Here is a 25,322-nt window from a genome sequence, read left to right as displayed (position 1 = left end):
GCCGGCCAGGACCATCCCCTTGTCGGACAGGTTCATGCCGAGGAATTTGTCCATCAGGTCGTGAGCGACGGCGCCGGAGGCGGCGACGATCAGGCCGGAGACGGTGCCGAGGACGGTGGCAAAAGCGATGGAGGAGATTATCGCGAAAAGCACCACGCCGAAGGAGAGGGCGAGCAGCGGGGCGGACATGTTGTTGTCCATGATGTTGATGACACCGTTGGTCATCGCGCCGAGCCCCATGAAGATGGTGAGGATGTAGAAGAAGCCGATGGCGGCGATGGCGACGATGGTCGACTTGCGGGCGGCTGCCTGGCTGGGAACCGTGTAGTAGCGGATCAGGATGTGGGGCAGCGCCGCGGTGCCGCAGAAGAGAGCCAGCATCAGGGAGATGAAGTTGAACTTCTCGGAGGCGGTGGCGTTGTCGACCTTGAACTTCAGGCCGGGGCGCAGCACCAGGCTGCCGGGAGTCGGCTTCTGGTAGAAGATGGTGTAGGTGCTCTCACCCTCTTTGATGATCTTGCTGCCCCACAGGACGATGGTGCTGTCCTGGACGGTCTTGAGGAATTCCAGGGGACCGACAGCGCCGGTCTGGGCCACGGTCTGCCCGCCCATCCTGACTTCCTTCAGGTGGCCGACGGCGAAGAACTTGCCGTCCTCGGCGGTGCCGCCGTTGTAGACGGTGGTGCCGCCGGCCAGTTCGGCCTTGTACAGGGTCTCTTCGAGCGTAATGGCGCCCTGCTCTGTCTTGCTCATCTTCCAGATGGTGTCGACGCCGTCTTTGGTCAGTTTGACGAAACCGGCCTGGCCGAAAACCGAGTTCTGCCAGTCGGCTGCGGCGACGTAGCCGGAGTCGGAAAGCTCCAGGCTGCCGTCGGCGGCAACGCTGGCCTGCAGCGTCTGAAAGTCGTGGTAGGGCTTGCTGCCGCCCTGGTCGGGGGTGCTGGAGAGCCCGCGGGTGAGAACGCCGACGACCAGAATGGTGGAGAAGATCAGCAGCAGGCCGCCCTTCATGAACTGGACGTAGGTGGTGGAGGCCATGCCGGCGGTGGCGACGATGATGGTCACGACCACGCCGACGATGATGACGCCGGCGGCATGGGGCAGGCCGAGGAGCGGCGTCACCAGGGTGCCGGCACCGACCATCTGCGGAATCAGGTAGAAGACCGAAACGACCAGGGTGCTGATGGCGGCCATCAGCTGAATCCCCTTGGAGTTGAACTTGGAGTCGAGGGCGTCGGTGAAGGTGTACTTGCCGAGGCGCTTCATCGGTTCGGCGACCAGGAAGAGGGCGACCATCCAGCCGGCCAGATAGCCGACGGCGTACATCCAGCCGTCATAGCCGGCAGTGGCGATCATGCCGCAGATGCCGAGGAAGGAGGCGGCGGAGAGGTAGTCGCCGGCGAAAGCGATGCCGTTGGTGAACCAGTGGATGTTGCCGCCGGCGGCATAGTAGCCCGCCGAAGAGGTGGTGCGGCGACCGAGGTAGAAGGAGAGCCCCACTACGAAGAAAACGAAGGCGGCAAAGAGGGCGATGGCCAGAGGTGATTGTGCGTAGATCATGGTCGTCCCCCCCTTATTGATTCAAACGAATCTCTGCCTTGGTGCAGAGACTGTTATAGATGAGTGCCAGAATGAAGGCGAAGACGATCAGGCCGATGCCGTAGATCATGGCCAGGTTGAGGCCGCCGAAGGTCATTTCCATGAGGGTCGGCTTGACGGTGTTGATCGCTATGAAGCCTGCATAGATCAGCGTGTAGAGGATGAACATCCAGATGCCGATGCGGGTTTTGTAGCCCGAGGCATTGTCCTTGCCCAGTTTTACTGCGGGTCCGTGTGCCATGTTGTTACTCCTTTTGAAAATACTGACTCTCTCCGAAAGTCGGATAGCAATAAGAATATCCGGCAGCCGCCCGGCGGCCTCTGCCGTGCAAGTTGAGCAGTCCGTTGAGGAATCCTGCCCTGATTCACCTCCTTCCGAGGCCCGCACCGTTCCTGAGGGAGGGAAGGATGCGGGTCGAAATTTTCAACCTGTTTTTTGCCGCCGACCGATTTATTCTGGAAGGCGTGGTAATTTATTCCTCATATTGGGTGTCTTTTTTTCGCAACATAATACGGTGTTCTAAATACTTGTCAATAGAAAACTTTTTTGAAATTACATGTTTCTAAGGATGAAACATTCCTAGGATGCTGAAATTACGGAAGATTAAGGACGGGTAAAAAATATCGTATAATGTTCGGAAAAAGCCCTGTCTGACAATTTCGACCATGCATGGATGCAGCAATATTTGTATTTATTAAAAATCGTGAAAAGGAGTTTTGTGCTTGGCCGACCTCTTGCCCTGTGCTACTTTCCCCGGCATGCAGCTCAAAGGAATTCTGGAGCAGGTGACGCAGGAGAGCGGCCCGGCGTTTCTCGCCAACGACCCCCTTTCGTTTCCCCGTCGCTATGCCACGGCGGCGGACCGGGAGGCCGCGGCCTTTCTCAGCGCTGCGCTCGCCTACGGGCGGGCCGCCGGCATCCGCAGCAGCCTGGAAAACCTCTTTATGCGCATGCCGGAAGGTCCGGCCGCCTTCATCCGCGATTTTGAGCCGCAGCGGGATGGTGCGCGCCTGGCCGGCTTCGTTCATCGTTTCAATACCGGCGTCGACATCGCCCTGCTCTGCCGTGTGCTGCGGGCGATGACTGCGGAGGCGGGGAGCCTGGAGCGTTTTTTTCTGGCCGGCGACGACCCGGTGGCCCCGGATATCGGCGCGGCCCTGACCGTCTTCAGCGCGCGGGCCGTGGAACTGGCCACGCTGCTGGCCCCTCGGCAGGCGTTGCGAACCGGCTTCCGTTACCTGTTTCCAAGTCCCGCCGGAGGGAGTGCCTGCAAGCGTCTCTGCATGCTGCTGCGCTGGCTCTGCCGTCCCGATGACGGCATCGATCTCGGACTGTGGCAGGCCGTTTCGCCGGCGCGGTTGGTCCTCCCCCTCGATACGCACACGGCACGGATCGCCCGCCTGCTCGGCCTCACCGCACGTTGCAACTCCGACTGGAAGATGGCGCTGGAAGTAACGGCGAGCCTGCGTCGGCTCGATCCGGCGGACCCGGTGCGTTTCGACTTCGCCTTGGCGCATTTGGGGATTAGCGAGGGGTGTACGGGGAAGAAGGGGGAGATTTGCATCCCCTGTCCGGTGGCGGGGATGTGCGGGGTGCTAAGGACAAGGATGAAGGAGGAAGGCTGAAGCTGGAGAGATGAGAACCTTTCATCCCTCATCCTTCCGCCTTCATCCTTAGATTGGAATCCGTCTTTTCTTGCAGAAGGCGCGGATGACGATTTCAGCCTGGTTGAGGCGGGAGAGCTTCATGTTCTTCGCCTTCGCCGCCATGACATCGTCCTGGGGGACCTGCTCCTGGCGCAATTCCCGGTTGACGATGCCAAGGTTGACGATGATCGTTTTCAGATCGGCAGGAGTGTAGGTCTTGAGCATCGGCGGGGTCAGGCTCATATAGCCATCGGCAATGTCCTGGGCCATCTTCTTCGGGTTGCCGGCGATGGGCATGGTGAAAACCTCGTGAGGTGTGAGGCGTTAGGGGTGAGGAGAGAAGCTTGCTTCGCTACAAAGTGGTCGAAACATCGCTGGTGACCGATGAGGCGCTGGAAGAAATTATCAACGAGTGGACCGCCCGGGGCTGGCAGTTCGATGGAATCCACTTCGCCGTGCGCGAGGCGAGCAAACGCCCGGCCATGGCCTTTGTGTTGTTTACCCGGAAGGATGTTTCGTAGGGGCGCTGCTTGCCGCGCCCCAGGGCGGAGCATGCGCCGCCCCTACACGTCAAACCTCCCATTGTCTCTCGTCGCGGAAGATGACGGTATGTTTCGGGTCGGATGATGGGGTGGCGCCGCAGCGATCACACGCCGGTTCTCCGATCTCCTCTTCGGTTTCCTTAAAGCTGAGTTCGACCGGCGTGCCGGTGCAGGTGCAGAACCACTTGCGGTTGATGTCCATAAGGCCTCCTTGGACCGGAGCGGGTTCCTTCCCAGTATGACAGAGCCGGGCGAGGGTGCAAGGCCGAGGCAAGAGGTGAGCTTCTATCCTGCAGCCCCTAGCCCAGCGCCTCTTCAGTAAGCCAGTCCCGCCTTTTTGCGCACCTTGCGCATCGTCTTGTTCGCAACGTAACGCGCCTTCTCGGCGCCGCCCGCCAGAACGGCGCGAATGCCCTCGGGGTCGGCCAAAAGCTCCTTGCGCCGCTCGGCGTAGGGGGCGAAGAAGTCGCGCACCGCTTCGAACAGCTCCTGCTTGACCTCACCGTAGCCGAGTCCACCCGCCAGATAGCGAGCACGCAGCGCCTCCTCCTGTCCCTTGTTCAGAAACAGCCGATAGATCTGGAAGACGTTGCATTTGTCCGGGTCCTTCGGCTCCTCGACCGGCGTCGGGTCGGTGACGATGCGCATCACCTGCTTGCGCAGGGCGTTCTCTTCGAGGAAGAGGTCGATGGTGTTGCCGTAGCTCTTGCTCATCTTCTGGCCGTCGAGCCCCGGGACGGTCGCCACCTCCTCGTCGATCTCCGCTTCGGGGACGACGAAGAGATCGCCATAGTGGTTGTTGACCTTGACGGCGATGTCGCGGGCGACCTCCAGGTGCTGCTTCTGGTCCTTGCCGACCGGCACCCGCTCGCTATGGAACAGCAGGATGTCGGCGGTCATCAGCACCGGGTAGGCGAAGAGGGCGTGGTTGGCGGCGATGCCGCGGGCGACCTTGTCCTTGTAGCTGTGACAGCGCTCGAGCAGACCCATCGGCGTGAAGGTGGAGAGGAACCAGGTGAGCTCCTGCACCTCGGGCAGGTCCGACTGCACCCAGAAGGTGCTTTTCTCCGGGTCCATCCCCAATGCGAGAAAATTCGCCGCCGCCTCTATCGTTCCCTTCGCCAGCGCCTTGCCGTCGGTGACGGAGGTCATGGCGTGATAGTTGGCGATGAAGCAGAAGAGCTCTTCGTGCTCCTGGTACTCGATCATCTTCTTCATCATGCCGAAGTAGTTCCCCAGGTGCAGGGAACCGGAGGGCTGGATGCCGGAAAGGATGCGCATGGTAGTAGCCTCTTGAAGACAGTGATTGGTGACTGCAAAGACAAAAGCCGCGGTCCTGGGGCCGCGGCTTTGAGGGCGATTCGGCAGCCGCGGATTCTGTGGTCCACGGCGCGACGGCGAATCAGGGGCGCGCGGACCGCTCAGTGTTGGACCGCCACCACCAGAGGTGCGAATTCATCAAGTTATCGGAAAATCTTGCGTTCATGGCCGGATAACCTAGCAGTTCCGGCCGTTTTCGTCAACGGGGAAAGTAACAGGCCGTCACCGCTCCGTCGTCGCCAGCTTCAGGGCCAGCCCGACGAATACCGAGCCGGTCACCCGGTTCAGGATCCGCTGGGATTTTTCGGAACGATTCAACCATTCCCCCAGGGTACCTGCCAGCAGGGCGATGCCGCCGAAGACCAGGATGGTGGCGAGGATGAAGACGCCGCCCAGCAGCAGGAGCTGGAGGGTCAGCGAACCCCGGGCCGGCTCGGCGAATTGCGGCAGGAACGCCAGAAAGAAGATCGAGACCTTGGGATTGGTGACGTTCATGAGGATGCCGCGCCGGTACAGCCTGCCGAGACTCAGCTCGCCGTTGCGGCCGGCCGCTATCTTTGTCGCCGAGGCGCGAAAAGCCTGCCAGGCGAGATACAGCAGGTAACCCGCACCGAGGAGCTTGAGCGCGGTGAAGGCGAGTGCCGACGCCTGGAAGATGACCGCCACGCCGAGGGCCACGGCCGTGGTGTGAACGATGAGTCCGGTGCAAAGCCCGAGCGTCACGACCAGGCCTGAGCCCTTGCCACGCAGCGCCGACTGGGTCAGCACGAAGATGTTGTCCGGTCCCGGCGCCAGGGCGAGCAGGATGGAAGCGGCGAAGAAAGCGGCCAGGGTTTCGAGAGGCAGCAAGGAAGTTATGCCTGCTCGGCAGAAGCCGGCGTGCCGCCGAACATGGCGGCGAACTGGATGAGCTGTTGCAGGTCGAGGCCACTCTCCTTGACGATGGCGAGGAAAACCGGGAAGAGCTGCATCAGGAAGGTCGGGTCCTGCATGGCATCCCTGGCCAGGGGCTGGAGGGTTTCGAGGATGAAGGCTTTTTTCTCCTCGAGAGGGAGGGCCATGACGGATTCTTTCAATTTCTGTACGGTCATGCGAAATCTCCGATTTCGGGCTCGAGGCACGAGGCCCGAGGCTATAGGTTAAAGACAAAGGCAGGAGGCTAAAGGCCAGGGCAAAAGAGAGAAAGGGGGAAATGGTTTCCCTCGTGCCTAGCGCCTCGTGCCTCGTGCCTGGTCGCCGAAGGCGACCCTGTACACGTCCTGGTACTCCTTCGCGAAATGGACGTCCAGCCCTTCCTTGAGGTAGTCGGGTAGTTCGGCGAAATCCTTGCGGTTCGCCTCGGGGAAGATGAGGGTCTTGAGCCCCGCCCGGCGGGCGGCGATGGTCTTCTCCTTGACCCCGCCGATGGGGAGCACCCGGCCGGTGAGGGTCAGCTCGCCGGTCATGCCGAGCTCCCTGCGCACCGGCTGGCCGGTGATCATGGAGAGAAGCGCCGTGGTCATGGTGACGCCGGCCGAGGGACCATCCTTGGGGGTGGCGCCGGCCGGCACGTGCAGGTGGACGAAATGGGTGTCGAAGTAGTCTTCGGCCGCTCCGTAGTCCTGCAGGTGAGCCATGACGTAGGAATAGGCGATCTCGGAACTTTCGACCATGACGTTGCCGAGCTGGCCGGTCTGCTTGAACCCCTTGGATTTGCTCGGCATGGCGGTCGCCTCGATCGGCAGCGTCGCTCCGCCCATGCTGGTCCAGGCCAGTCCGGTGACGACGCCGGGGACCCCCTCGAAGATCTCTTCGGGAGTGAAAAGCGGCTGTCCAAGGTAGTCGGTCAGGTCCTTTTTCCCGACGACGATTTTTTCCGTCCGCCCCCCGGCGAATTCCCGGGCCGCCTTGCGCATGATCTTCTTGATGCGGTTCTCCAGGTTGCGCACCCCGGCTTCGCGGGCGTAGCCGTCGACGATCGCCTCCAGGGCGTCTTTGCGGATCGTCACCTGCCCCTTGTCGATGCCGTGGTTCCTGAGTGCCTTGGGAATGAGGTAGCGGCGGGCGATCTCCACCTTCTCCTTCAGGATGTAGCCGGAGAGGCGGATGACCTCCATGCGGTCGAGCAACGGCGCCGGGATGGTGTCGAGCTGGTTGGCGGTGCAGACGAAGAGGACGTGCGAGAGATCGAAAGGGACGTCCAGATAGTGATCGCGAAAGCTCGCGTTCTGCTCCGGGTCGAGGACCTCGAGCAGGGCCGAGGCCGGATCGCCCTGGAAGGAGGCGCCGATCTTGTCGATCTCGTCGAGCATCAGCACGGGGTTGGCGCTGCCGGCGCTCTTCATTGCCTGCACGAACTTGCCGGGCATGGCACCGATGTAGGTGCGCCGGTGTCCCTTGATCTCCGCCTCATCGCGCATCCCGCCCAGGGAGAAGCGGTAAAAGGTGCGCCCGAGGGCATCGGCGATGCTGTGGCCGATGGAGGTCTTGCCGACCCCCGGCGGGCCGACCAGGCAGAGGATGGAGCCGGAGATGTCCCCCTTCATCTTGCCGACGGCGATGAACTCGAGGATCCGCTCCTTGACGTCCTCCAGACCGTAGTGGTCGCGGTCGAGGACGCGGCGAGCCTTCTCCAGGTTGTAGGAGTCGCGGCTGAACTGCCCCCAGGGGAGGACGGTCAGCCAGTCGAGGTAATTGCGGCTGACGTTGTACTCGGGGGAGGCGGGCTCGAGCAGCCGCAGCTTCTCCAGTTCCTCTTCGACCGCCTTCTGCGCCTCGTCGTTCAGCTTGAGCTTCTTCAGCCGTTTTTCGAACTTCTCGATCTCGGCGGTCTTCCCCTCCTTCTCCAGGCCCAGCTCCTTCTTGATCGCCTTGAGCTGCTCCTTGAGAAAGAATTCGCGCTGCTGCTTGCTGATCTTCTCCTCGATCTGCCTGGTGATTTTTGACTGCAGGCGCGAGACCTCCAGCTCCTTCTTGAGCAGGACGAGGACTTTGTCGATGCGCTTGCGGACGTCGAAGGTGGCGAGAATTACCTGCAGTTCCTGGCCGTCGGCGCTGGTCAGATTGGCGGCGAAGTCGGCAAGCCGGCCCGGGTCGTCCATGCTCGAGCGGCCGAGGAACAGCTTGATTTCCTCCGAATAGAGGGGGTTGATCTGTACCAGCTCCTTGAGCGTGGCGATGATCGCCATCGAATAGGCCTTGAGCTCCGGGTTGACCGAGAGCTCGGCACCGAAGTGATACCGCACCCGGGCGAACATCCCCTGCGGCGTTTCGGCCAACTCCTCGATGGTGAAGCGCTCCAGCGCATTGACCAGGAAATGGGCGGTCTCCTCGTCGAGATGGACCACCTTCAGAATCTTGCCGACCACGCCGACCCGATGCAGATTCGCCGGCCCGTCCGGAGCCTCGGGGTCGCGCGCCAGTACCAGGCCGAGGGCCTGGGAGGGGGTTTCCAGCGCCTGTTTGAGGGCGAGAATCTGGTCGCGGCCAGTCAGCGCCATCGGCAGCAGGGCGCCGGGGAAGGCGGGCCGGGGACGCAGGGGGATGATCGGCAGGCCGGCCGGCAGGACCTCGGCAGCGACCACCAGGCCGGACGTCGACTCCTGTTCATTACTCGGCGCGCTGTTCATGTCAGCTTCGACGATCTTGTCCTGCTCTTCGTTCATTCGGGGGACTCCATGTGCTGTCCTGACGTTGCCGGAAAACGTAATCATCCGGAGGGCAAATGTCAATCGTCTGGCAGCGGGGCGAGCGCTTTTCCCGGTCAGGAAGAAGGGTTCGACCGGTCAGGCGAGGGCGGGAGCAGATCAGAAAGCAGGCCGGAAAGATAGCGGAAGTCACCTTCCGCCCGGTACTCCGGTGCGAGTGCCGGCAAGCAAACGGCTCGTACGGCTGACACCTTGCTGAATGCCGCAGGCTACTGGAAACTTACTTGCCTGAGGGAGCCGGTGAGCCGCAAACTGAATGAGCCATCTGGCCCGGCCTGGGCGAAGAGCTCGAGCAGGTCGGCAAGCGATTTGTCGAGCTGGCGGCCGGGACGCAGCACCAGGTTGAGATTCAATCGGCTTCGGTCCAGCGGCGTGGCGAGCATGACGGTTCCGTCTCCGGTGACCTCCAGGCTGCCGCCGCTGGCACTCAGGCGATCTATCTTCAGGGCAGTGGCACGCCCGGTGCCAACCAGGGAGACCGTCCCCAGGGCAAGGGTATCACTTGCGAGCCCGAGTGCCGAGAGACCACTGATTTCGAATTGGTCAAAGCCCAGGTTGAGGCGAGTTTCAGTGGCGGCCTGCAGGGGGAGGGCGCCGGCGAATTCACCTTTGCCGAGTCGACCGGTCAGGCGAACAGGGAAGGCTTCCCCCACCGGCGCAGAAAAGGTCAGATTTTGCAGCTGAGCCGCAAGGCTGCCGCTTTTGCGCACGCTGCCGTCTACCTGACCGCCAAGGACTTCGGCATGAAAAGCGAAACCGGGATTGCTGCTGGTCAGAGTCCGCCAGAGGGGGGTCAGCTTGACCAGGTTTACTGTGAATTCGGTCGGCGGTCTGCCGCCGGCCAGGCGGATACCCTCTGCCTGCAGGCCCGGCGGGAAGAGTAGTGAGACCGCTTCGATGCGTGCATCCAGCGGCGTGCGGGCGGCAATTTCGAGTTCGAGCCGCTGCTGCAGGGCGCTGGTCGGGAAAAAGAGGTAAAAACCGGCAAGGAAACCGGTCAACAGCAGGGCCAGGACGCCGAGGTAGAACTTGAAACCCTGGCCGCCGAACGGGGCCAAGGGGGCCCTTCGTTTTTTCCAGAAGGCGGCAAGACGCGGAATCTTCATCTGGTTCTCCCGAAGGCGGCGACGGTCATGGTGGCATCGAAACGCGTGCGATCATCGAAGCGGGTCTTGAGCCGCAGATTCTTCACCTGCATCAGGGCATCGGCCGTATCGACGGCATAAAGCAGACGGATCACCTGGTCGAGGCGGACCTTTTCCAGGCGAACCTCCACCGAATCCTCGAGCAGGCTCTCCCGGGGAACGGGGGGCTGCGGACGCATGGAGAGGAGGTTTTCCTTGGCGGCGAGCTGTCCGACCAACCCTTCCACGAAGGGGAACAGGGAAAACGCTCCACCCTTTTCAAGCCGCTCTTCTGCTGCGGATTGCCGCTGCTGCAGCACCAGGAATTCCCGGCGCAGCGCTTCGACTTCCCGGATCTGCCGTTGGCGCGAGGTGATCTTGCTGTCGAGCTGCTTCAGGGCGTTGCGGTAAGGGGCAATGATCCCCAGGTAGAGAACCGCCGCCAGCACTGCAACGACGCCTACGGCGACAGCTATCTGCTCTCGGCGGCTCAGTTGTGCGATCATTGTTTTTTCTCCTCGCTGAAGGGCAGGTTCAGGCGGAAGTCGACCCGGCTGCCGTCGAGGCTCATCTTGGAGTCGGCAATCTGGGGAGGCCCGAATGTGGGTGACTGCTCCAGTGCCTTGGCCAGGCGATTGACCGCATCGAAGGAAGCTGTCGATCCTTCGAACATGACCGCCTCGGGCGTATAGTTGAGCTCCCGGATATCCACGACCAGATCCTGGGGCAAACGCTCGGAAATTTCGCGAAGCACGGAAAGGGCCGAGCGGCTGCTGTCGGCGCCGTAGAGTGCGTTTTTTTTCTGCATCTCACTGATCTTGCCGCGCATCTGCCGCGGGACGTCGACGACGGTCGGTTCGCCGGGGAACGTCTCCCGATAGATGCGGATCATCTCCTGGTTCAGTGCTTCAGCCCGGCTAGCCTTGCCGGAGTAATTGAGCCAGGCGGCCGTGCCGAGGGCCAGGCCGGAAAGGACCAGAAGGGCAGTGGCAAAAAACAGCCCCCGCTTCAGCGCGAGCCATTCGCTTTTCGGAGCGAAGGGCCCGCGCCGGAAGTTGAAGCTGTTGCCGCGCTCCGTTATCGTCGCTCGCCGGGCCAGGGCGACAGCCGGCAGGAATTCCCGGTCGACCGGACGCTCGTCGCCGGTCACCGGCGGCGTTTGCAGCCGACCGCCGGCGCTCTCCAGCCGCTCGATCAGGGCCGCTGAGGCACCCGGACCGATCAGACAGAACGGCAAATCGCTGCAGCCGGCGGCACCCTGCAGGGCGGCTGACTCACGCAGCACGAGCTGCGCCCGGGCGTCCTCCGTCAGGCTGGCGGCGACGGGCAACAGGCGGTAGCTGGCGACTCTGCCGTTTTGCAGCAGGGCAATGGTGATCGACTGTTCCTTCACGGACACCAGCAGGCCCCCGGGGAACAGCTCGGCCAGGCCGGCGGCGTAGGCGAAGGGCTCCAGGTCGAGGATCGAAAGCACAAACCCGGCAGAGTCCAAAGGTGCCAGAAAATCCTGGATGACATCGGTGCGCACGGCGGCGGCCATGACGTCCCAACTGCCATCGCTGACGGCGAAGGGTTGCTGGAAATCGCTCGTGCAGCTCTCGATGGCGACCGGCAACTGCGCACCCAGCTCCAGTTCGAGAGCGGCGGCGATCTTGCGCGGCTCGGCGAAGGGGAATTTCAACTGCCGGATGAAGCCCTCCCTGGCCGGCAGGGCCGCGGCCAGCCGGTCGCCAAGACGCCTTTCGCCGCCGAGGAGCTCCGGCAGGCACTGCAAAAGCTCTTCGGTGTCGGCAACGGAGCGCTTGTCGGCCGAGACGAGGCTGATCCGTCCCTTCTCTTCGCTGAGGATGGCGACCCGAACGCAGCGGTCGTCGAATTCGATGCCGATGAATCGTTTGCCCATGAGGTATCAATCCACCTTCTGATAGAGAAGCTTGCCCTTGGACTTGTCGACGAACGCTTCGATCCTTCTGACGCCGTCGTTGACCTCGGCCGTGGAGCGGATATGGTAGAACCCGCCGGTTACGGTGAGATCGGTTCGCAAAAGGTTCTGCAGACCGCCGATGTTGTTGAGCTCGATGAGTTCGCCAATCGTCTTGAACGGCTGGCTGCGCCGTCGTTCGATGATCTGTTCCGCCGCCTCCCGCGTAATGAACGGATCCCCGGAATCCATGGCATAAGCCATGAGCACTTCGGCGCTGGCGGTGTTGACGTTGATTTTGGTGTTGTCGCTGCTGCTGCCGTGCACCGTCACGTGCGGTTCGATCCGACGGATGAGATCCGGAGTGAAGCCGCGCACCAGCGCCAGTTCGTCCAGGGAGCGTAACGGCCGATCGGCGATGCGCACCGGCGGAGTCTGCCGCAGGTAGTAGTCAGCCTCGGCACCGGGCGCCCCGTTGTCAGGGTCGGCGTCAAGGTCCGGGTGCGTATCAATCCAGTCGATCAGCGCGGCGGTCAACCCTTCCGGGTCGGTTTCCCCCAGGTTGGTGAAAAACCGTTTAAAGCGAATCCTGCTGACGCCGATGGGGTTCTGCCCGGACGCGTCGACCAGCGAGTTGATGTTCAGTTTCCCGCCGAGATCTTCGATGGCGACCGAAATATACCCTTCGCCGACGGGATAGCTGCTCACCCCCAGGGACCAGAGCTCTTCGGGGGCGTAGGCATCGTATCCGGGGTTGGTGTCCATCTTCAGCAGCATCTGGCCGACGGTGACGCCCCCCTTGGCCAGGTAGTAGGCCCGCGTCCGGTCGCGGAAGGTTTCGGTGAGCCGCAGGTCGACCAGGGTGGAAAAGGCGAACTCGCTCAGCAGGGCGCTCAGCAGGGCGACCACCGCCAGCACCAGCAACAGGACCATTCCCTTTTCCTGGCGTAGGATGCGCATCAGTTCGGCCCGACGTCGGGGACCTCGAAGGTCGAGCGGAACGGGACGGCGGTCTCGTCGATCACCAGGGACAGGCTGATCTCGACGGCCTGCGGCGGGCTAGAACTGGTATCCGGCGGCCATTCTTCCCGCCATTCGCCGTTGTCCAGAAAACGCATCTGCAATGCTTCGATGCCGCTCGCCAGCCGGTAGACGATGGGTGACTCGTCCTCGGCCAGCACAGGCGTTTCGCTGCGGAACAGGGATGGTTTTTCGGCCGTTTCGCCGACCGCCTGCCGCAGTTCGTAGCGGACCAGGACGACGCCGCTCGTCACCCCATGCCGGGGCGTGCCGGCGGTGGTGGCCAGGGCCAGAAAAGGGGTGCCCCGGTCGTCGATCCCGCCCTGCATCCGGGTCTCCTGAGCACTGGGGTCGACATAACTGCTGCGGATTTCCCGGCCGATGCGATCGAAGATGACCCGTGCCTGGTGATACCCTTCACCTGCGGTCTCCACCCGGATCCTGGCATTGCTCATGGTGGTGAAGACGCCATAGATGGTGACCAGCAATATGCTGCTGATGCTGACCGCAACCAGGATCTCGACCAGGGTAAACCCTTGCTGTGGCCTGTTCATGACGTCATGTGCCCTGGTGAAAGACGAAGGAGGTGAGCTCGACCAGTTCGTTCTTGCCTTCCTCCCCCCAGAGGACGGTTACCGTCACCATCCGGACCGCCGCCAGCGGGGTCTCCTCGAAGTCCGTGCGCCAGCGGTAGATCTCGAAAGGAGCGGCGAAGCCGCCTTCCTGGTTCTGCAGGTCGAGGTTCCCGGCCTGAGCCGTCAGCTCGATCTCCGTCATTTTCTCCTGGGCCAGCAGGGTCGCCTGGGTGATCTTCTGCAGGCGGCCGCTGATGTTGATGGAGCGGTTGCCGAGACCCAGCAGGGTCACCAGGGCGATGCCGATGATCGCCAGCGCGATCATCGTCTCCAGCAGGGAGAAGCCGCGCACATCCGACTCTTTTGCCCGTAGCTCTGGCGCGTTCAATCAAACTCCCGATAGCCGTCGAAGACCTCGGTGGTTCCGGTGTAGGGCATGATCCGCAGGGTCAGCGTGCGGCCATCTTCTTCTTCGAGATGGACGACGGTTTCCTCCACCCAGCCGACTGGCTGGATCTCGGTAGCGACCTCCCCCTGGCTGAAGCTGCCCCGGCCGGGGATGGCGATATCCTTGAACCGCACTTGCCCCTTGAGCCGCTGTTCCCTGCCGGTTCCGCTCAACTCGACCAACTCGCCATCGGCCTCGAGGCGCCGGACGCGGAAGGTCCCCTCGTCCAGGTTGTATTCCAGTCGGTGCGGACGTCCGGAGAGGGCCGCTTCGTTGAAGAAGTATTTGACCGTGCCGGCGATCCGCCGGGCCGAACTCTTCAGGCCGTCAGCACCCACCCCCGGCAGCCTGGGTATCACCAGCGCGGAAAACAGCCCGAGCAGCAGGACGACGATCGTCAACTCGATCAGGGTGAAGCCGGACTCCTTATTCCAGTTCCCAGCTGTTGATGTCGGCATTATTCCCTTCGCCTCCCGGTTCGCCGTCGGAACCGTAAGAGATGATGTCGAAGCTGTCGTTAATGCCGGGGGAGATGTACACATAGGGGTTCCCCCAGGGGTCGACCGGGACCTTTTTCAGATAGCCGCCATCCGGATACCTGGTGGGAATGCGTCCCACGGTCGGAATCTCGACCAGTGCCGCGAGCCCCTGCTCGGTCGTGGGGAAATAGCCGTTGTCCAGCTTGAACATGCCGAGGGCCTGTTCGATTCCCTTGATATCGGTCTTCGCCTTGGTGATCCGCGCTTCCTCCGGACGGTCGAGCAAACGGGGCACGACAACCGCGGCGAGAATCCCAAGAATCACCACCACGACCATGATCTCAATGAGCGTAAAGCCCCGTTCGTTTCTCAGGATCGATCTGCTGTTTGCACTCTGCTTCATCTGTCTTTATCTCCTCTTTTTGCCCTCGGAAGGGCAGTGTTTGCTTTTACCTTTTGCCTCGTGCCTGCCTCTAGCCCATTCCCTGGCTGGCTTCAAAAATCGGCAGCAGGATGGCCATGACGATAAAGCCGACAACGGTTCCCATGAACAGAATCATCAGGGGTTCAAGAAGGGAGAGCAGGCCGCTGATCGACATTTCGACCTGATGCTCATAGGCTTCCGAGACACGCAGCAGCATGCTCTCTATCTCGCCGCTCTTCTCTCCGACGGCGGCCATTTGCGCGACCATGGGGGGAAACACGCCGGAGCGCTTCAGGGGGGCGGCGAGTCCTTCCCCTTCGCGAACCGCAATAGTAGTGTCGACAATCGCCTGGCGCAGGACCCGGTTCTCCAGCAGGTTGCCGCAGATGTCCAGGGAGGTCAGCATCGGCACGCCGCTGTGGAGCAGGGTCGACAGGGTGCGGGTGAATCGTGAGGTGGCGATCAGCAGGTTCAGCTTGCCGAACAAGGGAGCATTCAGGGCCATCCGGTCAAGCCGCAGACGACCCTCTTCCGTACGGCGGTAGCGCTGCAGGGCGAATCCGGCCAGAGCCAGCAGGATCAGCAACAGCCACCACCAGGCGCTGAGGAAATCGCTGCCGCGAATCAGCAGCCGGGTCGGCAGCGGGAGCGCCCGGTCGAGGTCCTCAAGCATACGGGTCACCTTGGGGACGACGAAGGCGAAAAGAAAAAACAGCACACCCGTACCGATCAGGGCCATCAGGATCGGGTACGCCATGGCCGACCGGATTCGCGACTTCAGCCGCGCCTGGTCCTCGAGAAAGTCGGCCAGACGCTGCAGCACCTGATCGAGACTGCCGCTGCTCTCCCCGACCTGGACCATGTTGACGTAAAGGACCGGAAAGATCCTAGGATGACGCGCGAGGGCGGTGTGCAGGGCTTCGCCCTGGATGACTTCCTCACGCACCCGGCCCAGTGCCCGGGCCAGTCCGTGGTGCTCAAGCTGGCCGGCCACGCTGGCGAGAACCTCGTCGAGCGGCAGGCCGGCGCCGAGCAGAGTGGCCAACTGGCGGGTGGCCCCGGCCAGCTCGCCAGCCGGCACCGACCCGGCAAGGCGGAACTGGCGGAGGCGCCGCTTCGGCGCCGCGCTCTCCTCGTGCAGTTCGGTGGCAAAAATTCCTTCGGCACGCAGTTTCTGCAGGGCGGCTCGCTTGCCGGCCGCTTCGGTCACCCCCGAGACTTTTTTGCCGCCGGCATCGAAGCCGGAATAGTCGAAAAGCGGCACCCTAGACCTCCTCCTGGGTGACGCGCAGGACCTCCTCGATGGAGGTCTCCCCGGCCAGCGCCTTGGCCAGGCCGGCATCGCGAAGGGTCTTCATCCCTTTGCGCATCGACGCCGCCTTGATGCTGGCCGCATCCTTGTTCTGCAGCAGCAGGTCGCGTACCTGTTCGTCGACGGTCAGCAGCTCGTAAATGCCGGTGCGGCCCCGGTAGCCGATCCCCATGCACTTGGGACAACCCTCGCCGCGATAGAAGGTGGCGCCGGCCGGCACTGCGTCGGCCAGGCCCATTTCGCGGACAACCTCGAGCGACGGCTGGTAGCTCTGCCGGCAGTCGGGGCAAATCTTGCGCACCAGGCGCTGGGCGAGAATGCCGACGATGGAGGAGGCGGCCAGAAACGGCTCGATCCCCATCTCCACGAGGCGGGTCAGGGCGCCGGCGGCGTCGTTGGTGTGCAGGGTCGAAAAGACCATGTGACCGGTAAGGGCCGACTGCACGGCGATCTCCGCCGTCTCGCCGTCGCGGATCTCGCCGACCATGATGATATCCGGGTCCTGGCGCAGGATCGAGCGCAGGCCGGCGGCGAAGGTCAGATGGATCTTCGGGTTGACCTGGATCTGGCCGACGCCGGCCAGCTGGTATTCGATGGGATCTTCGACGGTAATGATATTCTTTTCCCGGTTGTTGAGCCGGGTCAGGGCGGCGTAGAGGGTGGTGGTCTTGCCCGAACCGGTCGGCCCGGTGACCAGGAAAATGCCGTGGCTCTTGCTGATCATGCCGACCACCTGCCGGAGCAGGGCCTCGCCCATGTCGAGGTCCTCCAGGGTCAGCACGTTGGAGGACTTGTCGAGCAGGCGCAGCACCACCCGCTCGCCGAAGGCGGTCGGCAGGGTGGAGACGCGCACATCGACGTCCTTGCCGGCGATGCGTACCCGGAAACGGCCGTCCTGGGGCAGGCGCTTTTCGGCGATGTTGAGGTTGGCCATGATCTTCAGGCGCGAGATGATGCTGGCCTGGGCCTTGTGCGGCGGGCGCAGCACCTCGTAGAGGATACCGTCGATGCGATAGCGGACGATCAGTTCGGTTTCGAAAGGCTCGATGTGAATGTCGCTGGCCCGCTCCTTGTACCCCTGGGTGATCAGGCTGTTGACGAAACGGATGATCGGCGCTTCGTCCGAGGCGTCAAGAAGGTCGGCCGGTTCGAGATCGCGGCTCAGGCTGTCGGCCGGGCCACCCCCGATATCGTGGACGAACTCCTGGGCTTCGCCGGCCCGGCGTTCGTACCCCCGGTTGATGGCACGCAGGATCTCTTCGGGGGTGGTCACGCAGATTTCGATGGCGTCGCCGGTCAGCGCCGCCAGGTCGTTGAGCGGGCGGACGTCGAGGGGGTCGGCTACCGCCACCGTCAGCCGTCCCTCGCTGCGTTCCATGGGAAAGATGCGGTATTCCTTGGCAAAGTTGATCGGGACCAGATCGAGCAGTTCGACGCCGGGTGGTTCGGGAGGGATCGTCTCGATGAAGGGACACCCCTGCTGACTGGCCAGTGCCCCGGCCAGCAGTTCGGGGGTAAGGACCTTCATGCCGAGGAGGATTTCACCAAGCCTGCGGCCGGCTTCGGGCTGGCGGGCAAGGGCCTCCTCGATGCGCCGGGCAGGTATCTTGAATTCCTCCTGCAGGATTTCGCCGAGGCGTTTCCAGCGTAGCATCGACTCAGTTCCCCGTTTCTGCCGGCTCGGCGGCGGGGACGGAGAGCGGAGGGGCCGGCGGCAGATCGATCGACCAGCCGGGGGTCAGGCCCTCATCCTGGAACCTGTCCATGGCATCGCGGCTCCTCCGGGTCACCTTGGCCAGGTCCTCGCCGCTCCGGATGATGTGCGGCGTGATGAAGAGCAGCAGGTTGGTCTTCCTCGAGTCCACCCTCTTGCGTTTGAACAGCCAGCCGAGGACCGGGATGTCGCCGAGCAGGGGCGTTTTGGTAATGGTCTCCTGGACGTTGTTGCCGATCAGCCCGCCGAGGACGATGGTGCGGCCGTTCTCGGCGACCACCGTGTTGCGCACCAGGCGCTTGGTCAGGGTCGGTCCGACTTCGTTGACGTCGCCGACGCTGGTTGCGGCGAGGTCGGTAATCTCCTGCAGGACGTTGAGTCGCACCAGGTTCCCCTCGGTGATCTGCGGGGTGAAGCGCAGGGTCAGGGCCACGTCCTTGCGTTCGACCGAGACGCTCTGCGCCAGTCCGGTGCCGCCGGTGTCGGTGAGGCGTGAGCTGATGATCGGCACGTTGGAGCCGACGATGATTTCGGCCTCCTCGTTGTCCGAGGTCAGCAGTCGCGGCGCGGAAAGGATATTGACGTCGGCATCACGCCTGGAGACATCGATCAAGGCGGAAAGGGCGGGAATGGTGACCTCCTGTCCATTGATGACCGTGGTGATCGGGTTGAACAGGCCACCGAGCAGGATGCCGTCGATCGACTGGTTGAGCAGGGAGGGAACCGGAATCGTCGAGCCCGGCGTGGGCAGGATGGAGGTCAGGCTGGCCGGGCCGTTATTCAGGTTGCTGGTGCCGAAGACGACGCTGTCATCGCCGATGCCGACCGCTCCCTGCAAGGAAGCGCCGAGTCGCTGGGTGGCGTCCATCGACAGCTCGAGAATGAGCGCCTCGACGAAGACCTGTTTGCGCTTGACGTCGAGTTGCCGGACGATCTGCTGGATGATCTCGTAGTCCTCCGGATTGGAGTTGATGATCAGGGAGTTGGTCGGCTTGTCGGCGGTGATCGTCACCGGTTCGCTGGCCAGCGGCGCGGCGGCGGCCGGCTGGCCGGCGGCCGCCGGCCGCGCCTGGCGGGTCTGGGCCTTGATGCCGGTGAGGATCTCGTTGAGGGTCTTGCCCAACGTCTCGGCGTCGGCGTTCTCCAGATAATAGACGTTGATGTGCGAACGCTCCCGGGAAGGCTTCTGGTCGAGTTGCTGCACGATGCCCCTGATGGTGGCCAGGTCATCGGCGGTGGCCATCACCACCAGGGAGTTGGTTCGCGAATACGGCAGCACCTTGCTGCCGGCGGCGCCGGCAGCCCCGGCAGCCCCGGCAGCCGTTGCCGCCCGGCCGCGTCGGGGGGCGGCTGTCACCTGGGCGATGACCTGGCTGCAGATCTGGGCGACTTCTTCCGCACTGGCGTATTGGAGAGGGATGATCTCCAGGGCTTCGAAGGCACTGGCAACGTCGAGTTCCTGAATGATTTTGAGCAGTCGCGTAATATTGGCGGCCGTGTCGGTGATGATCAGGGTGTTGGCAGGTGCATAGGCGACGATGTTGCTGGTCTTGGGGACCAGGGGGGTGAGGACCGTGGTGGCGAGGAGCGTGGCGTCGACGTTCTGCAGGGGAACGAGGTGGGTGACGTACTGTTCGCCGCTGCTCCCCTCCATCGTTGTCGGCAGGCTGTTCTCCTTGACATCCCTGGTCGGGACGATCTTGTTGAACTTCCCGGCAGGGACCACGGCAAAACCCTTGGCATTGAGTACGGTCAGGAAAAGGTTGTAGGCCTCCGCCATCGACATCTGCGTGGGAGAGATAATGGTAATCTTCCCCTTGACCGTTTCGTCAAAGATGAAGTTCCTGCCGGTCATCTCGCTGATCGTCTGAATGAGGTCGGCCAGTTCGATGTCCTTGAAGTCGAGGGTCACTTTCCCGGCGGCCGGCGCCTCGGTTTTTTGCTGCTGCGCGCAGGCGTCGCCAGGCAGGTGCAGCGACAGGCAGGCCAGAAGCAGGCCAATACACAGAGTTCTCATGACGTTCACCGGGGGTAGCCTCCTACTCTACTTCGTATTCAAAGTTCATGGGGGTGCCGTTGCGCTCCAGGCCAATGGAGAGGCGCTTCACTTCGCGCAATTGCTGGAAGACCTGCAGCGCCTTTTCCGGGCTGTCGAGCGGCACGCCGTTGATCTGCCTGAGGACGTCGCCGCGCTGAATACCCAGTGTGTCAAGAAGGGATTTCGGCCGGATCATTCGCACCACGAAGCCCTCGGTGCGACCTTCCACAATGTTTGGCTCCATGCGTGCCTGCCTGAGCAGTTCATTCAGGTTGCCCCGGGCCTGCTCAGCGACGCCGCGCGGGATCACCCAGCGATTTTCGCCGACAGCCTTGATGCTGGTGCCGTCGGTGCTGGTGCCGCTGGTGGCGGGAACGGACGCGGTGCCCTTTGGCCCTTCCCCCTTGTAAAGAGGGAGCGCCTCCAGCGGACCGCCAGGATATCGGATCTGCACGAGGTTTCTGGCGATCTCTTCGAGGCGGCCGCCGCCGGGAAGCTCATCGCCGAGGCGAAAGGACTTGATCTCCTGCCCCGTATGAATCACGGCCAGGGATCTGGCCCCCGCGACCACGGTGCCGTAAAGAGTCAGGTCGGCGCGAGGGGCGGGAGCAGCCCCTTGCCCCAGGGTATCGGCATCGGAAAGGGTGCCGATGCCGGGAGCGGTCGAGTCGAAAATATTGCGCTGGAGGATGACCTGGTAATCGGTCAGAAGGGGTTTCCTGACCGGTGCCGGACGCTCGCCGGCCAGTGCCTTTCCCGGCTGGACGGCGGGGCGCAGGTATTTACCCGTGAGGGCAGCGCCAAGGCTTCCGAGGGCGAGGCCGAGCAGAGCGGTGAGCATAAGGCATATGGCCGGCAGATTTTTCTGGAGAGTGGACAGCATTCAGTGGCTCAATGGTTCTTTTTGTCGACAAAGTAATATTAAGTGTAAAGGCCGAATTCTGAATTCATGGGAGCGGTGAAAAATAAAAACCCCGATTCAAAAATCGCAAGAAGCTTAACACCTTCCTGAGTTATTGGCAACCGGGTATGCAATTCCTGCAACCCGAGAGTCTCGCGAATTCTGCTCGAAGAAGCTGGAAGCGCCGGCCCGGAGAAAATCGGTTTGCCTCCTTGCGGCCGGCGGGTCTCACTTGGTATTTCGGCGTTCCTGTGAAATAATGCCGGCGATTCGCATCCCCATCTGCCGAGGCTCAATAATGACCGATCAGCCCAAGCGCCTTTTCCTTGTCGACGGCTCCTCCTACATCTACCGGGCCTACTTCGCCATCCGCCACCTCTCGAATAGCAAGGGGCTTGCCACCAACGCGGTCTACGGCTTCGTCAACATGCTGCTCAAGGTGGCGCGGGAACAGCAGCCCGACCACCTGGCGGTGATCTTCGATGCTAAAGGGCCTACCTTCCGCAAGGAACTCTACCCCGAGTACAAGGCGAACCGCACCCGGATGCCCGACGACCTGGTGCCGCAGGTGCCGATCATCAAGGAAGTAGTGCGCGCCTTCAATATGCCGGCCATCGAGAAGGAGGGGTTCGAGGCCGACGACATCATCGCCACCCTGGCGAAGAAATTCGCCGCCGAGGGGCTGGAGGTGACCGTCGTCACCGGCGACAAGGACCTGATGCAGATCGTCTCCGAGCGCATCCGCCTGCTCGACACCATGAAGGACAAGGTCTCGGGGCTGGAGGAAGTCGCCGAGCGCTTCGGCGGATCGCCGGAGAAGGTGATCGAGGTCCAGGCGCTGGCCGGCGACAGCTCGGACAATATCCCCGGCGTCCCCGGCGTCGGCGAAAAAACCGCCGTCAAGCTGATTCAGGAGTTCGGCTCGGTGGAGAGCCTGCTGGCCAACCTCGACCAGGTCAAGGGGAAGCTGCAGGAGAAGCTGCGCGAACATGCCGATTCGGCGCGGCTGTCAAAGCGGCTGGCGACACTGTGCGACGACGTCCCGCTCGATCTCGACTACGACAGCTTCGTCCTCTCTCCGCCCGACCACCAGGCGCTCACTGCCCTCTTCAAGGAGTTGGAGTTCCATAAGCTGCTTCAGGAGTTCTCCAGCGACGAGCGGGCGACCGGCGAAGGGTACCGGGCAGCGCTCACCGAGGAGGATCTGAGTGAACTGGTTGCCGAGCTGGAGCGGGCGGAACGCTTCGCTTTCGACACCGAGACGACGGGGCTCGACCCCACCCTGGCCGACATGGTCGGCCTCTCCTTCGCCGTGCGCCCCGGGGAGGGGTGGTATATCCCGCTGGCGCACCGCTACCTGGGGGCGCCGGAGCAACTCGACCCTGGACTTGTACTGGAGCGGCTGCGGCCGCTGCTGACCGACGCCGGCAGGGGGAAGATCGCGCAGAACGCCAAATTCGACCTGCTGGTGCTGCGCCGGGCAGGGGTCGAGGTCGCGGGCCTCGCCTTCGACACCATGATCGCCTCCTATCTCGCCAATCCCGCCGCCACCTCGCACGGCATGGATGCTCTGGCCGCCGATCTGCTCGGCTACAAAACCATCACCTACAGCGAGATGACCGGCAGCGGCAAGAAGCAGATCGGCTTTGCCGAGGTCGAGGTGGAAAAGGCGGTCGTCTACGCCGCCGAGGATGCCGACATCACCCTGCGCCTGGCCGGGAAGCTCGAGCCGATGCTCAGGGAAACAGAGCAGGAGAAGCTTTTTTACGAGGTCGAGATGCCCCTGGTGGAGGTGCTCGCCGACATGGAGTGGAGCGGCGTGCGCATCGACCCCGGGTTCCTCGGCGGCCTCTCAAAAGAGCTGGAAACGAAGCTGACGGCGCTGGAGAAGGAGATCCACCAGATGGCTGGCGGTCCCTTCAACATCGGCTCGCCGAAGCAGCTCGGCGAGGTCCTTTTCGAGCGGCTGAAGCTGGCGCGGGGGAAGAAGACCAAGACCGGCTGGTCGACGGACGTCGAGGTGCTGACCAAGCTCGCCGAGGAGCAGCCGGTCGCCGCCCGCCTCCTCGACTACCGCTCGCTGGCCAAGCTCAAGAGCACCTACACCGATGCCTTGCCGAAACTCATCCACCCGCAGACCGGTCGCCTGCACACCTCCTTCAACCAGGCGCTGACCGCTACCGGCCGGCTCTCTTCGAGCGAGCCGAACCTGCAGAACATCCCGATCCGCACCGAGGAAGGGGGGCGCATCCGCGAGGCCTTCATCCCGGCGGCAGGGAACGTGCTGCTGTCGGCCGACTACTCGCAGGTCGAGCTGCGCATTCTGGCGCACCTGGCCGCCGAGGCGGTGCTGCGGGAGGCCTTCGAGCGCGGCGAGGACATCCACCGGCGCACCGCCAGCGAGATCTTCGGCGTCTTCCCCGAGATGGTTACTGCCGAGATGCGCCGGCAGGCCAAGACCATCAACTTCGGCATCATCTACGGCATGAGCGACTTCGGCCTGGCCAAGGCCCTCGGCATCGGCAGAAAAGAGGCACAGACCTTCATCGACAACTACTTCGCCCGCTATCCGGGGGTGCTCGGCTTCATGGAGAGCAAGAAGGAGGAGGCGCGGCAGAAGGGGTATGTCACCACGCTGCTCGGCCGCCGCTGCGCCGTCGCCGAGATCCACAGCCCGAACCGCAACATCCGCGACTACGCCGAGCGCAACGCCATCAACTACCCGATCCAGGGGTCGGCCGCCGATATCATCAAGGTGGCGATGGTGCGTATCCATGAGCGGCTGAAAAAGGAGAAGCTGCAGGCGAAGATGGTCCTGCAGGTCCACGACGAACTTGTCTTCGACGTGCCGGAGGCGGAACTGGAGACGGTTCGGGAGCTGGTCCGGGCCGAGATGGAGGGGGCGGTCGAGCTCAATGTGCCGCTGGTGGTCGATATCGGGGTGGGAAAAAACTGGCGCGAGGCGCATTAGGGGCATAGGGGTGCCGCAAGCGGGGGGGGGCGCAGCAAGCGGCGCCCCTACTGGCGGATACAACGAATAAATAGGTTGCCGATTTGAGTCAGCAAGAAGGCGTCATCAAGTTTGCACTGGAGTTCCGCGCGGCGCCGCCGCTGCCGTACGCGGCGCTGCGGGAGATCAACGCCTGGCGCCGGGTTCTCTACCTGCTGCGCCTCACCGGGCAGGACCCGGCCCGCTACGGGGGGCTCGGCTACGGCAACATCAGTCAGCGCCTCGAGCCGTTCGATGCGCCGCCCGAGCGGCGCCGCTTCGTCGTCAGCGGCACCCAGACCGGCGGGCTGGCTGAGCTGAACGCCGGGCATTACACCACGGTGCTCGAGTCCTGGCCGGAGGAAAACCGTCTGGTCGCCGAAGGGCCGATCCGGCCCTCCTCCGAATCGCTGACCCATGGTGCCCTCTACGCCCTGGACGCCAGCCTGCGCTTCATCATGCATGCCCACTCGCCGGAGATCTGGCGCCACGCCGCCGCCCTCGGCATCCCGCTCACCGATCCTGCCGCCGCCTACGGCACGCCGGAGATGGCGGCCGAAACCCGGCGCCTGCTGCGCGACGAGGCGGTGCGGGCCGGCGGCATCTTCGCCATGGGCGGGCACGAAGACGGACTGGTCGCCTTCGGCCGCACGGCCGAAGCGGCGGGGACGGTGCTGCTGTGCGCTCTGGCACGGGCGCTGGCGCTGTCATAAGGACAGATGGTTCCTCCTCTTTGCCTTCTACCAACAGAGGGTTGGAGAAGAAAAGGGGATGGATTTATTTCAATTCAAAGGAGATGTAGACATGAAAGCATTCATCTGCGGCATTGTAATCGCCCTTCTCAGTGTCGTCCCGGCAACTTCCCACGCCCAGAGCTGGACAGGGAACGTCAATGTTTTTCTCGGCGCCAAAAATCTCGATTCCGACGACTGGGCTCCGGCCGATGATCACGGCGAAGTCGGCCTGCTCGTCGACTTCAAAAGGGATACGTGGCCCGTCAGCGTTGCCATCGATTTGCTTGATTCCTATGGGGACGATTCTGCGTTTGATCCTTTCACCGGCGCTTTCTTCGATTTTGAAGCGGAGACCACCGAATTGAACGTCGGCGTCCGGAAAATCTGGGATCAGTCCGCCTATATCCGTCCTTATGTCGGCGGCGGGCTCGCCATCATCAAAGCCGAAGCCAAGGCCTCCACCTTTGGGGCGACCTTCTCCGATGACGACCGTTCGCTGGGGTTCTGGCTGAACGGCGGGGTTTACTGGACGCTCAGCAGGGCATTCAACGTCGGTTTCGATCTTCGCTACTCGAAAGCCGAGGTCACCATAGCCGGTGTCGATGCGGATGCCGGCGGTACCCATGTCGGGCTCCTTCTGGGGTATCACTGGTAGGCCAGACACTCACGAGCGTACTGCTGGCGAGCCATCCCGCACCCCCTTTCCCTGCATGATGCAACCGAAACGGACCCCCCTTCAACGGGCGGTCCGTTTTTTCGTCTATGGCGCAAAAGCTCCAGAAAATCGGCGCCGGCAAAAAAATTCAGGAAAAAAATGCTTTTGACCCAGGTCATGTCGTTTCCTTTGGC

General features: G+C 62.9%; 25 protein-coding genes. 5 read left to right on the top strand and 20 right to left on the bottom strand.

Going from position 1 to position 25,322, the window contains the following annotated elements; genetic code table 11:
* Together VD811_15495 and VD811_15490 are read right to left on the bottom strand one after the other, a co-directional pair.
* A partial coding sequence (locus VD811_15495; GenBank protein HXV22387.1) for a cation acetate symporter occupies positions 1 to 1,560 on the bottom strand: 1,560 nt, incomplete at its 3' end.
* A gap of 13 nt (positions 1,561 to 1,573) precedes the next feature.
* On the bottom strand, positions 1,574 to 1,840 hold the full coding sequence (locus VD811_15490; protein ID HXV22386.1) for a DUF485 domain-containing protein: 267 nt from the start codon (positions 1,838 to 1,840) through the stop codon (positions 1,574 to 1,576).
* A gap of 482 nt (positions 1,841 to 2,322) precedes the next feature.
* Between VD811_15490 and VD811_15485 the strand changes: the two genes are divergently transcribed.
* On the top strand, positions 2,323 to 3,225 hold the full coding sequence (locus VD811_15485) for a TIGR02757 family protein (protein ID HXV22385.1): 903 nt from the start codon (positions 2,323 to 2,325) through the stop codon (positions 3,223 to 3,225).
* A gap of 48 nt (positions 3,226 to 3,273) precedes the next feature.
* Here VD811_15485 and VD811_15480 read toward each other — a convergent pair whose 3' ends face one another.
* A complete protein-coding gene (locus VD811_15480) occupies positions 3,274 to 3,543 on the bottom strand; it encodes a hypothetical protein (GenBank protein HXV22384.1) in 270 nt (89 codons plus the stop codon).
* A gap of 47 nt (positions 3,544 to 3,590) precedes the next feature.
* On the opposite strand from VD811_15480, the gene VD811_15475 reads away from it, so the two are divergent.
* On the top strand, positions 3,591 to 3,767 hold the full coding sequence (locus tag VD811_15475) for a DUF4177 domain-containing protein (GenBank protein HXV22383.1): 177 nt from the start codon (positions 3,591 to 3,593) through the stop codon (positions 3,765 to 3,767).
* A gap of 49 nt (positions 3,768 to 3,816) precedes the next feature.
* Here VD811_15475 and VD811_15470 read toward each other — a convergent pair whose 3' ends face one another.
* The 17 genes from VD811_15470 to gspC all read right to left on the bottom strand — a co-directional run bounded on the left by VD811_15470 (position 3,817) and on the right by gspC (position 20,732).
* Positions 3,817 to 3,990 carry a hypothetical protein gene (locus VD811_15470; GenBank protein ID HXV22382.1) on the bottom strand — a complete coding sequence of 58 codons (174 nt, stop codon included), beginning with the start codon at positions 3,988 to 3,990 and terminating at the stop codon, positions 3,817 to 3,819.
* 113 nt (positions 3,991 to 4,103) lie between these two features.
* The gene (trpS, locus tag VD811_15465) at positions 4,104 to 5,069 is read right to left on the bottom strand and encodes a tryptophan--tRNA ligase (GenBank protein ID HXV22381.1); all 966 of its coding nucleotides are present in this window, start codon (positions 5,067 to 5,069) and stop codon (positions 4,104 to 4,106) included.
* 261 nt (positions 5,070 to 5,330) lie between these two features.
* Positions 5,331 to 5,957: a LysE family translocator gene (locus VD811_15460; protein HXV22380.1), complete on the bottom strand. Its 627-nt coding sequence runs from the start codon at positions 5,955 to 5,957 to the stop codon at positions 5,331 to 5,333.
* Between the two features lie 5 nt (positions 5,958 to 5,962).
* On the bottom strand, positions 5,963 to 6,199 hold the full coding sequence (locus VD811_15455) for a hypothetical protein (GenBank protein HXV22379.1): 237 nt from the start codon (positions 6,197 to 6,199) through the stop codon (positions 5,963 to 5,965).
* A 117-nt stretch (positions 6,200 to 6,316) separates the two neighbouring features.
* Positions 6,317 to 8,752 carry an endopeptidase La gene (lon, locus tag VD811_15450; GenBank protein HXV22378.1) on the bottom strand — a complete coding sequence of 812 codons (2,436 nt, stop codon included), beginning with the start codon at positions 8,750 to 8,752 and terminating at the stop codon, positions 6,317 to 6,319.
* A gap of 251 nt (positions 8,753 to 9,003) precedes the next feature.
* On the bottom strand, positions 9,004 to 9,900 hold the full coding sequence (gene gspN / locus VD811_15445; protein ID HXV22377.1) for a type II secretion system protein GspN: 897 nt from the start codon (positions 9,898 to 9,900) through the stop codon (positions 9,004 to 9,006).
* A complete protein-coding gene (gene gspM, locus VD811_15440; GenBank protein HXV22376.1) occupies positions 9,897 to 10,424 on the bottom strand; it encodes a type II secretion system protein GspM in 528 nt (175 codons plus the stop codon). Before gspM ends, gspN begins: the two co-directional genes overlap by 4 nt.
* A complete protein-coding gene (gspL, locus tag VD811_15435; protein HXV22375.1) occupies positions 10,421 to 11,821 on the bottom strand; it encodes a type II secretion system protein GspL in 1,401 nt (466 codons plus the stop codon). The genes gspM and gspL overlap by 4 nt, the downstream gene beginning before the upstream one ends.
* Before the next feature lie 6 nt (positions 11,822 to 11,827).
* Positions 11,828 to 12,772: a type II secretion system minor pseudopilin GspK gene (gspK, locus tag VD811_15430; GenBank protein ID HXV22374.1), complete on the bottom strand. Its 945-nt coding sequence runs from the start codon at positions 12,770 to 12,772 to the stop codon at positions 11,828 to 11,830.
* 26 nt (positions 12,773 to 12,798) lie between these two features.
* Complete coding sequence (locus tag VD811_15425) at positions 12,799 to 13,413, bottom strand: type II secretion system protein GspJ (protein HXV22373.1); 615 nt, start codon at positions 13,411 to 13,413, stop codon at positions 12,799 to 12,801.
* 4 nt (positions 13,414 to 13,417) lie between these two features.
* Positions 13,418 to 13,786: a type II secretion system protein gene (locus VD811_15420; GenBank protein HXV22372.1), complete on the bottom strand. Its 369-nt coding sequence runs from the start codon at positions 13,784 to 13,786 to the stop codon at positions 13,418 to 13,420.
* 32 nt (positions 13,787 to 13,818) lie between these two features.
* Positions 13,819 to 14,340 carry a type II secretion system protein gene (locus VD811_15415; GenBank protein HXV22371.1) on the bottom strand — a complete coding sequence of 174 codons (522 nt, stop codon included), beginning with the start codon at positions 14,338 to 14,340 and terminating at the stop codon, positions 13,819 to 13,821.
* Positions 14,309 to 14,764: a type II secretion system major pseudopilin GspG gene (gene gspG / locus VD811_15410; GenBank protein HXV22370.1), complete on the bottom strand. Its 456-nt coding sequence runs from the start codon at positions 14,762 to 14,764 to the stop codon at positions 14,309 to 14,311. Before gspG ends, VD811_15415 begins: the two co-directional genes overlap by 32 nt.
* Before the next feature lie 70 nt (positions 14,765 to 14,834).
* Complete coding sequence (gene gspF / locus VD811_15405; GenBank protein HXV22369.1) at positions 14,835 to 16,049, bottom strand: type II secretion system inner membrane protein GspF; 1,215 nt, start codon at positions 16,047 to 16,049, stop codon at positions 14,835 to 14,837.
* A 1-nt stretch (position 16,050) separates the two neighbouring features.
* A complete protein-coding gene (gspE, locus tag VD811_15400; protein ID HXV22368.1) occupies positions 16,051 to 17,751 on the bottom strand; it encodes a type II secretion system ATPase GspE in 1,701 nt (566 codons plus the stop codon).
* 4 nt (positions 17,752 to 17,755) lie between these two features.
* Positions 17,756 to 19,828, bottom strand: a complete 2,073-nt coding sequence (gspD, locus tag VD811_15395; GenBank protein ID HXV22367.1) for a type II secretion system secretin GspD — start codon at positions 19,826 to 19,828, stop codon at positions 17,756 to 17,758.
* 22 nt (positions 19,829 to 19,850) lie between these two features.
* Positions 19,851 to 20,732: a type II secretion system protein GspC gene (gspC, locus tag VD811_15390; GenBank protein HXV22366.1), complete on the bottom strand. Its 882-nt coding sequence runs from the start codon at positions 20,730 to 20,732 to the stop codon at positions 19,851 to 19,853.
* Between the two features lie 316 nt (positions 20,733 to 21,048).
* Here gspC and polA point away from each other — a divergent pair, with 316 nt between their 5' ends.
* From polA to VD811_15375, 3 genes are all read left to right on the top strand, one after another.
* Entirely contained in the window at positions 21,049 to 23,721 is a 2,673-nt protein-coding gene (polA, locus tag VD811_15385) for a DNA polymerase I (protein HXV22365.1), read from the top strand.
* 83 nt (positions 23,722 to 23,804) lie between these two features.
* The gene (locus VD811_15380) at positions 23,805 to 24,452 is read left to right on the top strand and encodes a class II aldolase/adducin family protein (GenBank protein ID HXV22364.1); all 648 of its coding nucleotides are present in this window, start codon (positions 23,805 to 23,807) and stop codon (positions 24,450 to 24,452) included.
* Between the two features lie 91 nt (positions 24,453 to 24,543).
* Positions 24,544 to 25,128 carry an outer membrane beta-barrel protein gene (locus tag VD811_15375; GenBank protein HXV22363.1) on the top strand — a complete coding sequence of 195 codons (585 nt, stop codon included), beginning with the start codon at positions 24,544 to 24,546 and terminating at the stop codon, positions 25,126 to 25,128.
* Positions 25,129 to 25,322: the final 194 nt, after the last annotated feature.

Source organism: Desulfuromonadales bacterium (genome assembly GCA_035620395.1).
Lineage (GTDB): Bacteria > Desulfobacterota > Desulfuromonadia > Desulfuromonadales > DASPGW01 > DASPGW01.
Note: the sequence above shows the minus strand (reverse complement) of the source record. Positions and strands in the feature narration are given on the sequence as shown.